9 protein-coding genes and 1 pseudogene are annotated in these 16,110 nt (G+C 69.6%); 8 read left to right on the top strand and 2 right to left on the bottom strand.

The annotated features are described in order from the left end of the window. Positions 1-97: 97 nt before the first annotated feature. The 3 genes from OHA72_RS53605 (at position 98) to OHA72_RS53595 (ending at position 7,201) form a co-directional block, all read left to right on the top strand. Positions 98-2,899 carry a PQQ-dependent sugar dehydrogenase gene (locus OHA72_RS53605; RefSeq protein WP_327011837.1) on the top strand — a complete coding sequence of 934 codons (2,802 nt, stop codon included), beginning with the start codon at positions 98-100 and terminating at the stop codon, positions 2,897-2,899. An 81-nt stretch (positions 2,900-2,980) separates the two neighbouring features. Further along, entirely contained in the window at positions 2,981-4,681 is a 1,701-nt protein-coding gene (locus OHA72_RS53600) for a ThuA domain-containing protein (RefSeq protein WP_327003821.1), read from the top strand. Positions 4,682-4,789: 108 nt separating this feature from the next. Continuing rightward, positions 4,790-7,201, top strand: a complete 2,412-nt coding sequence (locus OHA72_RS53595) for an RICIN domain-containing protein (RefSeq protein ID WP_327003820.1) — start codon at positions 4,790-4,792, stop codon at positions 7,199-7,201. 66 nt (positions 7,202-7,267) lie between these two features. Here OHA72_RS53595 and OHA72_RS53590 read toward each other — a convergent pair whose 3' ends face one another. Continuing rightward, positions 7,268-8,038: a FadR/GntR family transcriptional regulator gene (locus tag OHA72_RS53590; protein WP_327003819.1), complete on the bottom strand. Its 771-nt coding sequence runs from the start codon at positions 8,036-8,038 to the stop codon at positions 7,268-7,270. Positions 8,039-8,237: 199 nt separating this feature from the next. Between OHA72_RS53590 and OHA72_RS53585 the strand changes: the two genes are divergently transcribed. From OHA72_RS53585 to OHA72_RS53575, 3 genes are all read left to right on the top strand, one after another. After that, positions 8,238-9,422, top strand: coding sequence for a mandelate racemase/muconate lactonizing enzyme family protein (locus OHA72_RS53585; protein ID WP_327003818.1), 1,185 nt, complete (start codon positions 8,238-8,240; stop codon positions 9,420-9,422). Further along, positions 9,419-9,763, top strand: a complete 345-nt coding sequence (locus tag OHA72_RS53580) for an L-rhamnose mutarotase (protein ID WP_327003817.1) — start codon at positions 9,419-9,421, stop codon at positions 9,761-9,763. The genes OHA72_RS53585 and OHA72_RS53580 overlap by 4 nt, the downstream gene beginning before the upstream one ends. A gap of 118 nt (positions 9,764-9,881) precedes the next feature. Further along, positions 9,882-10,652, top strand: a complete 771-nt coding sequence (locus tag OHA72_RS53575; RefSeq protein ID WP_327003816.1) for a FadR/GntR family transcriptional regulator — start codon at positions 9,882-9,884, stop codon at positions 10,650-10,652. Between the two features lie 32 nt (positions 10,653-10,684). Here OHA72_RS53575 and OHA72_RS53570 read toward each other — a convergent pair whose 3' ends face one another. Beyond that, entirely contained in the window at positions 10,685-11,962 is a 1,278-nt protein-coding gene (locus OHA72_RS53570) for an ROK family protein (protein ID WP_327003815.1), read from the bottom strand. Positions 11,963-12,536: 574 nt separating this feature from the next. Between OHA72_RS53570 and OHA72_RS53565 the strand changes: the two genes are divergently transcribed. Both OHA72_RS53565 and OHA72_RS53560 read left to right on the top strand, forming a co-directional pair. Continuing rightward, positions 12,537-14,639, top strand: a complete 2,103-nt coding sequence (locus tag OHA72_RS53565) for a family 43 glycosylhydrolase (protein ID WP_327003814.1) — start codon at positions 12,537-12,539, stop codon at positions 14,637-14,639. 89 nt (positions 14,640-14,728) lie between these two features. Beyond that, positions 14,729-16,108, top strand: a pseudogene (locus tag OHA72_RS53560) (endo-1,4-beta-xylanase); the annotation flags it as partial. Positions 16,109-16,110 lie beyond the last annotated feature (2 nt).

Genomic DNA, 16,110 nt, shown 5'->3' with positions numbered 1-16,110 from the left:
CCGGCGCGGCGGCGCGCGCCCAACTGACCCGCACTTGTCAGGAGGGTTCTCCATGCACCAGAAGCACCAAAGACATCGACGAATCTCAGTGGCGGTGATGCTCGCGCTGGCCGGTGGAAGTTTCACGGCCGTCGCCTTGTCGCCGGCGACACCGGCGGCGGCGGCCATCAACGCCGCGGACTTCCAGCAGGTGACGCTCGCGAAGGGGCTCTCGGAGGTCGGCGAGCCGCTGACCATCTCGGTGCTGCCGGACCGTTCGGTCCTGCACACGGCCCGCAACGGCACGCTGCGGCGCACCGACGCCAACGGCACCACGACCGTGATCGGCAACATCCCCGTCTACACCCACGACGAGGAAGGCCTGCAGGGCGTCGCGGCAGACCCGAACTTCGCCACCAACAGGTACATCTACCTGTACCACTCGCCGCCGCTGAGCACCCCGTCCGGTGACGCGCCAGCGACGGGCAACGACGCGACGTGGGCGACGTGGGCCGGGGTCAACCGGCTGTCGCGGTTCACGCTCAACGCGAACTTCACCGTCGACATGAGCAGCCAGGTCAACATCCTGGAGGTGGCCACCAACCGGGGCATCTGCTGTCACGTCGGCGGCGACATCGACTTCGACGCCGCGGGCAACCTGTACCTGTCCACCGGTGATGACTCCAACCCGTTCGACTCCGCGGGGTACTCGCCGCTGGACGAGCGGACGAACCGGAACCCGGCGTACGACGCGCAGCGCTCCGCCGGCAACACCAACGACCTGCGGGGCAAGATCCTGCGGATCAAGGTCAACGCCAACGGCACGTACTCGATCCCGTCGGGCAACCTGTTCCCGTCGGGGACGGCGAACACGCGGCCCGAGATCTACGCGATGGGCTTCCGCAACCCGTTCCGGATGAGCGTCGACAAGGCGACGGGTGTCGTATACGTCGGTGACTACGGTCCCGACGCGGGCAGCACCAGCTCGACCCGCGGGCCGTCCGGGCAGGTGGAGTTCGACCGGGTCACGTCGCCGGGCAACTACGGCTGGCCGTACTGCACCGGGACCAACACCACCAACGAGACCTACAACGAGTGGAATTTCGCGACGAACTCCACCGGGTCCAAGTTCAACTGCACCGGCGGGCCGACGAACAACTCGTTCCGCAACACCGGCCTGCAGACGCTGCCCGCGGCCCGTCCCGCGTGGATCCGCTATGCCGGCGACGCGGGCAGCCCGTCGGAGTTCGGCAGCGGCTCCGAGTCGCCGATGGCCGGTCCGGTGTACCGCTACGACGCGGCCAACCCGTCGACCACGAAGTTCCCTGCCTCGCTCAACGGGTTGTTCTTCGCCGGTGAGTTCGGTCGCGGCTGGATCAAGCCGATCGCTGTCAACAGCGACGGCACCCGCGGCGCGATCGACAACTTCCCGTGGGTCGGCAAGCAGGTCATGGACATGCAGTTCGGCCCCGACGGCGCGCTGTACGTCCTGGACTACGGCGCGGGCTTCGGCAACGGCGACGCGAACTCGGCGCTGTACCGCTTCGACTATGTCGGCAGCGGCAACAACCGGGCCCCGACCGCCGTCGCGGGTGCCAACGTGACATCGGGCGCCGCACCGCTGACGGTCAACTTCTCGTCAGCGGGCAGCAGCGACCCGGAGGGTGGTGCACTGTCCTACTCGTGGGCGTTCGGCGACGGCACCACCTCGACCGCGGCGAACCCCACGAAGACCTACACCGCCAACGGCACCTACAACGTCACGCTGACGGTCCGGGACCCGCAGGGCGCCACCGGGTCGGCCGGCGTCCAGATCGGTGTCGGCAACACCGCGCCGACCGTCACGGTCACCGCGCCGGCGTCGGGGCAGCTGGTGTCCTTCGGTGACAGCGTGCCGTGGAGCGTCACGGTCAGCGACCCCGAGGACGGGACGGTCGACTGTTCGAAGGTCACGATGACCTACCTGCTCGGCCACGACCAGCACGCGCACCAGATCACCTCGCAGACCGGGTGCTCCGGCACGATCACCATCCCGGTCGACGGTGAGCACGACGACGCGGCGAACATCTTCCCGATCTTCGACGCGTCCTACACCGACAACGGCGGCCTGACGGTGCACGCGCAGAACATCCTGCAACCCCGCCACCGCCAGGCGGAGCACTTCAAGACCTCCTCGGGCATCAACACGTTCACCAAGACGACCGCCGAGGGCGGCAAGACGGTCGGCGACATCAACAACGGCGACTGGATCGAGTTCGACCCGTACAAGGTGAACAACGCCACCTCCGTGCTGGTGCGGGCGTCGTCCGGGGGTACCGGCGGCACCGTGCAGTTCCGCACCGGCTCACCGACCGGCACCGTCATCGGCTCCGCCACGATCCCGGTCACCGGCTCGTGGGAGACGTTCACGACGGTCACCGTGCCGATCACCAGCCCACCCGCCAGCACCACGTCGCTGTACGTGACCTTCGCGGGCTCCGGCACGGGGCTGCTGTTCGACGTGGACAGCTTCACGTTCGGCACCGGCACCCAGCCGTCCGGCGTCGGCCCCGTCAAGGGTCTGGCGGGCAAGTGCCTCGACGTGCGCGGCGGCGCCACGGCCGACGGCACGCAGATCCAGCTGTATTCGTGCTCCGGCAGCGCCGGGCAGACGTGGACCCGGTCCGGTCAGACGTTGAAGGCCCTCGGCAAGTGCCTGGACGTCAACGCCGGCGGGACGGCCGACGGCACGAAGGTGCAGCTGTGGACGTGCAACGGTGGCGCGAACCAGAACTGGGTCGCGAACACCGACGGCACGCTGCGCAACCCGCAGTCCGGCAAGTGCCTGGACGTGTCCGGTAACAACTCCGCCGACGGCACGGTCGTGCATCTGTGGACGTGCATCTCGGGCGCGGCCAACCAGAAGTGGACCCTGCCCTGACCTGAGGACGACGGCGCCCGCGCACCCCGCGCGGGCGCCCATCTCCCACCTTCCGCAACCCTTCCGCAAACCGGAGGAACCATGCGCAGACTTCTCGCCGGTGCGAGCGCCCTGCTCGCCCTCGCCGCCGGCTCCCTCACCGCGTCGCTGCCCGCCGCTGCCGCCGACGCGCCCTACGACGTCCTCGTGTTCTCCAAGACCGCCGGCTTCCGGCACGACTCGATCGCCGCCGGCATCCAGGCCATCCGTGACCTGGGCGCGGCGAACAGCTTCACGGTGACCGCGACCGAGGACGCCGCCGCGTTCACGAGCGGCAACCTCGCCCAGTACGAGGCGGTGGTGTTCCTCAGCACCACCGGCGACGTGCTCAACGACACGCAGCAGACCGCCTTCGAGTCCTACATCCGCGGTGGCGGCGGCTACGTCGGCGTCCACTCCGCCGCCGACACCGAGTACAACTGGTCCTTCTACGGCCAGCTCGTCGGGGCGTACTTCGCGTCGCACCCGGCGATCCAGCAGGCGAACGTGAAGGTCGAGAACCGGGCCCACCCGGGCACGGCGCACCTGCCGCAGACCTGGACCCGCACCGACGAGCTGTACAACTACCAGAGCAACCCGCGCGCCACCGCCCGGGTCCTGGCCACCCTGGACGAGTCGTCGTACTCCGGCGGCACGATGGGCTCCGACCACCCGATCACGTGGTGCAAGACGATCGACAGTGGACGGTCGTTCTACACCGGGCTCGGGCACAGCCAGGCGTCCTACGCGGAGACGGCGCTGCGCGCCCAGCTGCTCGGCGGCATCCGGTACTCCGCCAAGCGGGCCAACGCCGACTGCCGGCCCGAGACCGGGTACACCGCGCTCTACAACGGCTCGACCACGGGCTGGTCGCAGTCCGGCCCCGGCAGCTTCACCAACTCCGACGCCACGCTGACGTCCGTCGGTGGCATGGGTCTGTTCTGGTACAACGCCAAGCAGTACACGTCCTACTCACTGAAGGCCGACTGGAGGATGACCGGGGACAGCAACTCCGGCATCCAGGTCGGGTTCCCCAACCCCGGCAACGACCCGAACGTCGCGCAGACCCAGGGGTACGAGGTCCAGATCGACGCAACCGACGCCGCGGACCGCACCACCGGCGCGATCTACGCCGTCAAGTCCGCCGACATCGCCGCCCGGGACGCGGCGCTGAACCCGCCGGGGGAGTGGAACACCTTCGAGGTGCTGGTCGAGGGGCAGCGCATCCGCGTCTACCTCAACAGCGTGCTGATCAACGACTTCACCAACACCGACCCGAACCGCAACCTCGACGGCTACATCGGCATCCAGAACCATGGCAGCGGGAACACCGTCGCGTTCCGCAACATCCGGATCAAGGAGTCGGGGACCCAGCCGACCGGCGTCGGCCAGGTCAAGGGCCTGGCAGGCAAGTGCCTCGACGTGCGTGGCGGCAGCTCCGCCAACGGCACGCAGATCCAGCTGTACACGTGCCAGCAGGGCAACGCGGCGCAGACCTGGACCCGCTCCGGTCAGACGCTGCAGGCGCTCGGCAAGTGCCTGGACGTCAACGGCGGCGGGACGGCGAACGGCACGAAGGTGCAGCTGTGGACGTGCAACGGCGGCGGCAACCAGAACTGGTCGGCGCAGTCGGACGGCACGCTGCGCAACCCGCAGTCCGGCAAGTGCCTGGACGTGTCCGGCAACAACTCCGCCGACGGCACGGTCGTGCACCTGTGGACGTGCATCGCGGGAGCGGCCAACCAGAAGTGGACGCTGCCGTAGCGCATCGCGTTATTGATAAGACGTCATACATATGATGAGCTGACGGTGTCAGGGTGCGGCGCCCTGACACCGACACCTCACGATCACACCCCACCAAAGGAGCGCCTCGTGCTCTCGAGATCCGCCAATCCCTCACCGCGGCCACCGGGCCGGTTGCGGTCGCTCACCAGGGTCGCCGCCGCGATCGTCATCGCCGGTGGCGTCGCGGTCCTGGCGCCGCCGGCGACGGCCGCCGTCATGCAGACCGTCTACGCCGCGCCGACCGGCACCGGCACCGCCTGCACCTCCGCCCAGCCGTGCTCGCTGACCCAGGCGCAGGCGAACGTCCGGACGATCGTGCCGAGCATGACGGGTGACGTCGTCGTGCAGCTCGCCGGCGGCACGTACCAGCTCAGCACGCCACTGACGTTCACCGCCGCCGACTCCGGCACCAACGGCAACACCGTCGTGTGGCAGGCCGCGGCCGGCACCCGCCCGATCATCTCCGGGGGGCAGAAGGTCACCGGATGGACCCTCGCCGACTCCGCGCAGAACGTCTGGCGGGCCAACGTCGGCACCGGCTTCGACAGCCGCCAGCTCTACGTCGACGGCCGCATCGCCACCAGGGCCCGCACCCAGGTCAACCGCGGCGACTTCACCGTCACGACGACCGGGCTCACGTTCACCAACGGCGCGCTGTCCTACCTGAACAACCTCGCCAACAAGAGCCGGGTCGAGGTGGAGTCGGTCAACTCGTTCACCGACCGCTACGTGCCGGTGCAGACGATCAGCAACAACACGCTCACCATGCAGCAGCCCGCCTGGAACAACAACAACTGGGGCTACGACACCCTCGCCCGCCCGTTCCGCGCCGGGCCGATGTACCTGGTGAATGCCCGTGAGTTCCTGGACGCCGCCGGGGAGTGGTATCTCGACACGGCCGCCGGCGCGCTGTACTACAAGCCGCTGTCCGGGCAGAACATGGCCACTGCCGACGTGCAGCTGCCGCGGCTCGAGTCGCTGCTGCGGGTCGGCGGCACCTACGCCTCGCCGGCGCACCACCTGTCCTTCGCAGGCCTGCAGTTCTCCAACACCAGCTGGCTGCAGCCCAGCGGCAACCAGGGCTACGCCGACCAGCAGACCGGCGCGTACGCCTACGGCACCTGGAACAGGCCGGCCGACGCGCTCACGTCGTGCCAGTCAGGCTGCCAGCTCTTCGAGGCGACCCGTCCCGCCTGGCGGCAGATGCCGGCCGCGGTCCAGGTGTCGGCGGCCAACACCATCTCCTTCACCGGTAACCGGTACACCAACCTCGGCCAGGTCGGTCTCGGCATCGGCAACGACGCCAACGCGCACGGCACCGGCGTCGGGCTCGGCGCCCGCGACGTCACGGTGACCGGCAACACGTTCGAGTACATGTCCGCCGGGGCGGTCATCGTCGGCGGCGTCCAGGCCGACGCGCACCACCCCAGCGACAGCCGGATGACGAACAGCAACATCAACGTCAGCAACAACGTCGTGCACGACGTCGCGACCGAGTACCGCAGCCACGTCGGGCTGCTCATGACCTACACCGCCGGCTCGACGATGGCGCACAACGAGCTCTACAACCTGCCCTACTCCGGCATCGCCCTCGGCTACGGCTGGGGCGCCAACGACGCGGGCGGCAGCCAGGACTACATCGACCGCGGCCTCTACAACTACCAGCCGCGCTACACCACCGCCACCGTCGCGGCGAACAACCGCGTCACGGCCAACTACGTCCACGACGTGGTGCAGCAGATGACGGATGCGGGCGCGTTCTACCACCTCTCGGCCAGCCCCGGCACGACCGTCAACGAGAACTACTTCCGCAACAGCAACGGCTGGCTCGGCCTGTACTTCGACGAGGGCTCGCGCTACGTGTCCGCCGCGAACAACGTCTTCGACAACACGGGGACCTGGGCCTACACGCAGGAGTGGGCGAACAACAACACCGGCAACCTGACCCTGACCAACAACTGGACGACCAACAACGGCAGCAACGTGACCAACGGGACCAGGGGCAACGTCAACACCGGGACGGTCGTCGTGACCGGCGGCAACTGGCCGAGCGGGGCGCGCACGATCATGGCCGCGGCCGGCGTGCAGTCCACCCAGCCTGCGGACACGTTCGCGCTGCGCGGCACGGCGTCGAACCGGTGCCTCGACATCGCCGGCGCCTCGCAGGCCAACGGCGCCCTCGCGCAGATCTGGGACTGCAACTCCAACGCGAACCAGAGGTTCACCCTGACCGCGGCCGGGGAGCTGCGGATGTACAACGGCAGCAAGTGTCTCGATGTGCTCGGTCGCGGGACCGCCAACGGCACCGCGGTGGAGATCTGGGACTGCAACGGCCAGACCAACCAGCAGTTCCGGCTCAACAGCAACGGCAGCGTCACCGCCGTCGGGGCGAACAAGTGCCTCGATGTCAGCGCCTTCGGCACCGCCAACGGCACGAAGGTGCAGATCTGGGACTGCCTCGGCGCCACCAACCAGCAGTGGACCAAGGTCTCGTCCTGAGCATCGACCTTCTGGGGCGCCGGCGGCGTGGGCGCCCCAGAAGGGCCGGGGGATCCGGTCCGGGCGCTACCGCTGCAGCCGCAGCGCGTCGCCCGGCCCGCCGCGGCGCACCAGCCAGGCGTCGGTGATGTGCGCGAACATCGCCTCGGCGGCGCCGTCGGGGTCGTGCGCGGCGATGCGTTCGCAGATGCGCCGATGACCCACGTTGGACGCCACGCAGAGCGCCCGCTCGGTGCGACCCACGTACCGCGCGGTGTGGATCACCTGGCTCTCCAGCGACTTGACCACCCCGCGGGCGATGCGGTTGCCCGACGCGTGCATGACCGTGTCGTGGAAGGCGCGGTCGAACTCCTCATAGGTGACGTGGTCGTCGACGAGCTCATCCATCCGGTCCACGAGCGCCCGGAGCCGGTCGATCGTGTCCTGGTCGGCGGTGCGGGCGGCGACGTTGGCCATGTCGGACTCCAGCAGGCGCCGGGTGACGACGAGGTCGTCGAGGACCGCGAGGGTGTCGTCCTCGGCGACGGTCGCGGCGAGCACGAGCTCGTCGAGCATGTTCCAGGTCGCCGGTGGCGTGATGATGGTGCCGCTGCCCTGGCGGACCTGGACCAGTCCCTTCTCCTGCAGCAGCTTCACCGCCTCCCGGATCACGGTCCGGCTCACCGAGAACGTCTCGCACAGGGCGGGCTCCGGCGGCAGCGGCGTGCCGGGCGGGTGGAGCCCGCGGACGATGCGGCTCACCAGCTCGGCGGTGATGGCCTTGGCGAGGTTCGCGGGTCGCCGCGCCCAGCCCGGTGGCGCCGCGGCGCCCGCCGCGGTCACCTGTGATCCCGTCATGACGCCTCCCGGATCCCACGCCTTGCACCGGCGTCGCGACTGCTACGCAGTATACGGGCCCAGTGACGTCAGACGTAATACGAATCTCTTCCGGCTCTTGCAGACGTCATACGTATGCCCTTATATTTCGTGGCGATGAACGGCTGATCGTCACCGTCTTCGATACGAAGGGCGCGAATATGGTCGGAAATGAGCACCTGTGAAAGTCACCGGATACCGCAGCCTGACGACCAAGCACGACTGGGGGCGGCTGATCGGCGACGCCAACGGGGTGATGTCCGAGCCCCGCACCGATGTCCACGTGCTGATCCTGGAGACCGACAGCGGGCTGGAAGGCGTCGGCGTCGGCCCGCACAGTGACATCGGCCGGGTCTTCGGCGCCGTCGAGGGCGAGGATCCCCGGGCCGTGTCGGCACTGTACGACCGGATGCTGGACTGGGTGTTCAAGACCGGGCACGCGGGCGCGACGTTCGGCGCCATCGGCGCCATCGACATGGCGCTGTGGGACCTCAAGGCCAAGGCCGCCGGCGAGCCCCTCTGGCGCACGCTCGGCGCGCTGGACCGATTCGTCCCCGGGTACGCCTCCGGGCTGGACATCGCCCTGGACGACGACGCCCTGGTGCGGCTGTACGAGGGCTTCGCGGACCGGGGATTCAGCGCCGCCAAGCTCAAGGGCGGCCGTGACCTCGAGCGTGACCTGCGCCGGCTGGAGGCGCTGCGGGACGTGCTGCGGCGCAATTCGGCGCAGCCGGCGCTGATGTTCGACGCCAATGAGTCGTGGAACCGCACGCAGGCGGTACGGTTCGTCACGGCACTGGAACGCCGTATCGACCTGACCTGGATCGAGGAGCCTGTGCGACGCTGGGACACCGCCGGACTCGCCGCCGTCCGGCACGGCATCCGGGCCGCCGTGGCCACGGGGGAGAACCTCACCGGCCTGGAGCAGTACCGTCCGCTGCTGGACGCCGACGCCGTCGACATCGTCCAGGTCGGCAACGTCTGGGGCATCACCCACTTCCTGCGGGTGGCCGCCCTGGCGCACGGGCACGACCTGCCCGTCAGCGCGGTGGCGTACCACGCCAACCCCTCCGCGCACGCCGCCGCCGCCGTGCCGAACCACCTGGCGTTCGAGATCCAGGACGTCTCGTCGCCGATCGGGCTCACGGTCGACCAGGAGTATCAGGACGGCGGCATCGTGCTCGGCGACGAGCCGGGCCTCGGCATCAGGGTCGACGAGGCGCACATCGCCGCGCTGCAGGTCACAGGCTCGCTGATCGCGGTCGCCGGCCCGCACGTCCGGCCCGCCCGCGCCGGGCTGCGGCTGACCCTCGACGACCGCCACGAGCGGCGTCTCGGTGCGACGGCGGCGGAGGCGACGGCGTGAGCGCGCCCCGGGGCGTCGAACGGCACGCCCTCATCGTCGGTGTCCGCCCGGAGCGCCGGGAGGAGTACCTGCGGCTGCACAGCGCCGTGTGGCCGCAGGTCGAACAGACCCTGCGCGACGCGAACATCACCAACTACTCGATCTTCATCGTCGGTGACATGCTGTTCGCGTACTACGAGTACGTCGGCGACGATCACGAGGCCGACCTGGCCAAGGTCGGCGAGGACCCGGTGACGCGCGAGTGGTGGACGCACACCGACCCGTGCCAGGTGCGCATCGTCGAGGAACGGATCCCCGGCGCCCTCTGGCAGCCCATCGAGGAGATCTGGCACCTGTCGTGACGGTGCGTGCGGTCCGGGTCCGTCGCCGTGGCCAACTGGCCGTCACGCCGGCCCGCGCCGCTCGGTAGACTCTGCGCCGACCCGCAGCACGTGGCCGCGGCGGGTCGGCGGAGGGTAGATGACGGCATCACAGCGTTCGACCGTGGGCGGCGCACCGCCTCCCGGGTGGGTCCGGGGACCTGCCAGCCTCGCGAAGGCACTCACCGCCGAGCTGGTGGAGCGCATCGTGCGCGGGACGCACGAGCCGGGCAGCTCGCTGCCCCCGGAGCCGGTGCTGTGCGAGACCTACTCGGTCAGCCGGACGGTCGTGCGGGAGACCGTGAAGATCCTGCAGGAGAAGGGCCTGGTCCAGGTCCGGCAGGGCAGCGGCACGGTGGTGAACCCGCCGGCGATGTGGGACCTGCTGGACGAGCTGGTCCTTGCTGCGGCGATCGCCGTGGACCAGGACCTGGCGGTGCTCGACGACGTGGTCGTGACCCGCAGGGTCCTCGAGTCGGACATGGCGAACGTCGCCGCGCGGCTGGCCGACCCGCAGGCCGTCGAGCGGATGCGGGAGCTGGTGGAGCGCATGGACGAGGTCATCGCGGACCCCGACGCGTTCCATGAGCACGACGCCGCCTTCCACGACGCCATCATGCAGGCGTCCGGAAACCGGATCGCCCGTGCCGTGGTGCGGTCGTTGCATCAGCAGGTGGCCAACATCGACCGGTACGTGGGCAGGACCGACCGTCCGCTGCGCGAGGCGGCCAACCGCGGGCACCGGCGCATCTTCGAGCGCGTCGCCGCGCACGACGCCGAGGGCGCGGCGGAGGCGATGTTCGCGCACATCACCGACGCCTGGCTGGTGCGGCGCAGCGGGTCCGCGGACCCCGACCGCCTGCGCCGGTAGCGGCGTCCCGGCGCGCGCCGCGCGCGGCCCGTTCACACCGCCGCCAGCGGCCGGGACTGGGGGAGCATGAAGCCGGTCGGGTCCTCGATCATGCGGTCGACCACGACACCGGCCCCGCCGCGTGCGGCGGCGGTGAAGCCGAAGTGCGACGCGACGAAGTGGCAGGGGCGCGCGGTCGAGGCCATGGCGAGCCCGGCGAGCCCCGCCTGCGCGGCCGGGATGAGATGGTCGGCGAACTCGGCGAAGTAGCCGCCCAGGACGATCACCCGCGGGTTGAACAGGTTGACCAGGACGGCGCCGCCGTGCCCGAGCCACCTGCCGATCTCGGCGACGGCGGTGACGGCGGCGCGGTCACCGGCGGCGACGCGGCGCGCGATCTCACGGATGCGCTCCTCCGGGTCCGGCACCGGGTCCAGGTCGAGGCCGTACGCGGCGTCCGGGGTGGCCCGGCGGACCAGCTCGGCGAGGCCGACCTTGGTCTCCCAGCAGCCGACCCGCCCGCAGCCGCACCGGCTGCCGCCGGGGTCCACCGGCAGGTGACCGATCTCGCCGGAGAACCCGTCCGCGCCGCGCAGGAGCCGGCCGCCGAGGATCACGCCGCCGCCGACGCCGACCTCGCCGGTGAGGTACACGAGGTCGTCGGTGCCGGCGGCGACGCCTCCGGCGTGCTCGGCGAGGGCGGCCAGGTTGGCGTCGTTGTCCACCCCGATCCAGAGGTCGGATGCGAGCCCGCGGGCGAGCCGCGTGGCGACCGGCACGTCGTTCCAGCCGAGGTTCGGCGCCAGCACGACGACGCCGCGCGCGGTGTCCACCAGGCCCGGCACCCCGACGGTGAGACCGATCGGGGTCACCCCGCGGCGCGCCAGCTCCGCGAGGGACCGCCGGGCCGCGTCGGCGAGGTCGTCGAGGCACCGCTCGACGCCGCCGCGCATGGCGTTGAACGCGACCCGTTGCTGGATGACGGTGCGCCCGGTGAGGTCGGTGCCGTGCACCGCCAGGTAGTCGACGTTGATCTCGATGCCGACGGCGCCGACGTCCGGGCTCAGGGCGACGCCGCGACCCGGGCGCCCGGCGGTGCCGGAGTACTCCAGACCGATCTCGCGGACCAGACGGCGGGTGGACAGCTCGTCGACGAGGCTCGACACGGTGGTCTTGTGCAGGCCGGTCGCGGCGGCGATCGCGGCGCGTGAGCGCGGCCCGTTGGCGCGGATGTAGCGCAGCGTGCGGGTGAGGTTGGCGCGCCGCACGGCGAGCTGGTCCGTCGGCTCCGCGGCGGCGCCGGCTCCGGCCGGGTCCCTGCTCCTCATCATCAACGCTCTTCCGGAAGAAGCGCGGTCGACCGGGCGGCATGGTCATTTCGACGATGCGGCGGCGACCGGCGGATGGTCTGTCTGGATTGGCGTGTCACGGGTCTCCAATGTGCGTGAACCGCAGGACCGAGTCAAGGGATCGCGCGTTCGCGAATATCGGTATTTACGGACGACTCCGACGGCTCCACGCGGATAACGGAAAAGTATTCTGCGATCTGTGTCGTCGGTGGGCACGGGTTGCCGGCACCCAGCTGAGCTGCGGCGAAACGTCGCCGTAACATGTTCGTCCCGAAAAGTGTTATCGGCGGGCGCCCGCTGCAGTCGCATTCATTGGGCCATGAAAATTTCGGAGTGCTGGTGCCACGGGCTTGCTGGGGCGCACTCGTCCACTTGAATGTTCGAAGAAGTTCTGGCAATCTCGCGACCTAGATGTGAGCGCTCCCGCCCCCGCTCGCAAGATGCCGATCCGCCATTGGCAATACGCGCTGCGCTGCATCGGTTGCCGCATGTGAGCGGTAACAAGAATTCACCTGCACCGATGCCAACGATGCGGCTTCCGACCGAAGGAGAACCCATGGACGTCCACGATCTTGCGCCGCCGGTCGCGAAGCGGCGACGCGGCTGGCGCTCGGGCATCATCGCTGCGCTCGTCACGGTGCTGGCAGGCGGCGCGGTCGTCATCGCCAACATGACGTCCGCGTCGGCGGCGACGGTCGACACGAGCGCCTGGTACGTGCTGGTGAACCGCAACAGCGGCAAGGCCGTCGACGTGTACAACTTCGCCACCAACGACGGCGGGCGCATCACCCAGTGGACGCGGGGCGACGGCGCGAACCAGCAGTGGCAGTTCGTGGACTCCGGCGGCGGCTACTACCGGCTGAAGTCGAAGCACTCCGGGAAGGTCCTGGACGTCTCCGGGTTCTCCACCGCCGACGGTGGAGCGGTCGTGCAGTGGTCCGACCTCAACGGGACCAACCAGCAGTGGCGCCTCGCGGACTCGTCCGACGGCTACGTGCGCCTGCTCAACCGCAACAGCGGCAAGGCACTGGAGGTGCAGGGCGCCTCGACCGCCGACGGCGGCAACATCGTGCAGTACGCCGACTGGGGAGGCACCAACCAGCAGTGGCAGCTCGTGCGGGTCGGTACGACGACCCCGACGTCGAACCCGCCGAACCCGGGCGGCACGTACAACAACCCGGTGGTGTGGCAGGACTTCGCCGACGGCGACATCATCCGGGTCGGCGACGCCTACTACTACTCGGCGTCCACGATGCACTACTCGCCCGGCGCGCCGATCCTGCGCTCCTACGACCTGGTGAACTGGGAATACGCGGGGCACTCGGTGCCCAGACTGGACTTCGGCTCCAGCAACTACGACCTGAGCGGCGGCCGTGCCTACGTCAAGGGCATCTGGGCCTCGACGCTGAACTACCGCAAGAGCAACAGCACGTACTACTGGCTCGGCTGCGTCGAGTTCAACCGCACCTACGTCTACACGTCGTCCGCGGTGGACGGGACCTGGCAGAAGCGGTCGCAGATCAACAACTGCTACTACGACGCCGGCCTGCTCGTCGACGACAACGACACCATGTACGTCGCCTACGGCAACAGCACCCTGAGCGTCGCCCAGCTGTCCGCGGACGGGCTCAGCCAGGTCCGCACCCAGCAGGTCTTCACCACCCCGTCGAGCGTCGGCACCCTTGAGGGGTCGCGCTTCTACAAGCGCAACGGCAGCTACTACATCTTCGTGACCCGGCCGGCCAACGGGCAGTACATCCTCAAGTCGAGCAGCCCTTGGGGCCCGTACGAGATGAAGCAGGTCCTGCTCAACATGCCCAGCCCGATCTCCGGCGGCGGCACCCCGCACCAGGGCGGCCTGGTCCAGACCGCGAACGGCGACTGGTACTACATGTCCTTTGTGGACGCCTACCCCGGTGGTCGCGTCCCCGCGCTCGCCCCGATCACGTGGACCGCGGACGGCTGGCCGGTCGTGCAGACCGTCAACGGCGGCTGGGGCGCCACGTACCCGAAGCCGAACATCACCACGTCGAAGACGGTCAAGCCGATGATCGGCGCCGACACCTTCACCGGCACGGCGCTCGGGCCGCAGTGGGAGTGGAACCACAACCCCGACACGTCGAAGTTCTCGGTCGGCAACGGGCTGCGGCTGCAGACCGCCACCGTCACCAACGACCTGTATTCGGCCCGCAACACCCTCACCCACCGCATCCAGGGACCGACGTCCACGGCGACGGTCGAGCTCGACTACTCCGCGCTCGCCGACGGCGACCGGGCCGGCCTGGCGATGCTGCGCGACTCCTCCGCGTGGATCGGCGTCCGGCGCGACGGCACGACCACACGGGTCGCGATGGTCAACGGGCTGACGATGAACAGCAGCTGGGGGACCGCCAGCACCGGCACGGAAGCGGCGAGCGCGGTGGTGTCCGGCGGCAAGATCTGGCTGCGGGCCACGGCCGACATCCGGCCCGGCAGCGGCCGGCAGGCCAGGTTCTCCTACAGCACCGACGGCACCAACTTCATCGCGCTCGGCTCCGCGCTGACGCTCAACAACGCGTGGCAGTTCTTCATGGGCTACCGCTACGCGATCTTCAACTATGCCACCCGGGCGCTCGGCGGCACCGCCACCGTCAACCGCTTCGTGCAGACCACCCCGTGAGCGAAAGGAGCCACCACAGCATGACCGCTCGAAGACTTCGCGTGATCCTGCCACTCGTCGCGGCCACCGTGCTTGCCGCCGGCACCGCCGTGTTCTTCAACGGCTCCGCCGACGCCGGCACCACCCTCGGCGCGTCGGCGGCGGAGAAGGGCCGCTACTTCGGCGCCGCCGTCGCCGCGGGCCGGCTCGGCGACAGCACCTACGTCGGCATCCTCGACCGTGAGTTCAACGCGATCACGCCCGAGAACGAGATGAAATGGGACGCCACCGAACCGTCCCAGGGCCAGTTCCGTTACACCGGCGGCGACCAGATCGTCGCGCACGCCCAGGCGCACGGGCAGAAGGTCCGCGGCCACACGCTGACCTGGCACGCCCAGCAGCCCGGCTGGGCGCAGAACATGTCCGGCAGCACGCTGCGCAACGCGATGGTCAACCACATCACCCAGGTCGCGACGCACTTCAAGGGCAAGGTGTTCGCCTGGGACGTGGTGAACGAGGCGTTCGCCGACGGCGGCAGCGGCGGCCGGCGGGACTCGAACCTGCAGCGCACCGGCAACGACTGGATCGAGGTCGCGTTCCGCACCGCCCGCGCCGCCGACCCGGGCGCGAAACTCTGCTACAACGACTACAACACCGACGGGATCAACGCCAAGAGCACCGGCATCTACAACATGGTGCGGGACTTCAAGTCCCGTGGCGTGCCGATCGACTGCGTCGGATTCCAGTCCCACCTGGGCAACTCGGTGTCCGGTGACTACCAGGCCAACCTGCAGCGCTTCGCCGACCTCGGCGTCGACGTGCAGATCACCGAGCTCGACATCGCCGGCAGCAACCAGGCGAACAACTACGCCACCGTGGTCAAGGCCTGCCTCGCGGTGTCCCGCTGCACCGGCATCACCGTGTGGGGCATCCGCGACAGCGACTCGTGGCGTACCGGCGAGAACCCGTTGCTGTTCACCGCCTCCGGCGCGAAGAAGGCGGCCTACACCTCGACGCTCAACGCGCTGAACGCCGGCACCAACCCCGGCCCGACGGGTGGCCCCGTGGACACGAGCGCCTGGTACGTGCTGGTGAACCGCAACAGCGGCAAGGCCGTCGACGTGTACAACTTCGCCACCAACGACGGCGCGCGCATCACCCAGTGGACGCGGACCAGCGCCGCGAACCAGCAGTGGCAGTTCGTGGACTCCGGCGGCGGCTACTACCGGCTCAAGTCGAAGCAGTCGGGCAAGGTCCTGGACGTCTCCGGCTTCTCCACCGCCGACGGCGGCACCGTCGTGCAGTGGACCGATCTCAACGGCACCAACCAGCAGTGGCGGCTCGCGGACTCCGGCGGCTATGTGCGGCTGATCAACCGCAACAGTGGCAAGGCCCTGGAGGTTCAGGGCGCTTCCACGGCCGACGGCGGCAACATCGTGCAGTACGCCGACTGGGGCGGCAACAACCAGCAGTGGCAGCTCGTCCGCATCTG

It is taken from the genome of Dactylosporangium sp. NBC_01737 (assembly GCF_035963215.1).
GTDB lineage: Bacteria > Actinomycetota > Actinomycetes > Mycobacteriales > Micromonosporaceae > Dactylosporangium.
Note: the sequence above shows the minus strand (reverse complement) of the source record. Positions and strands in the feature narration are given on the sequence as shown.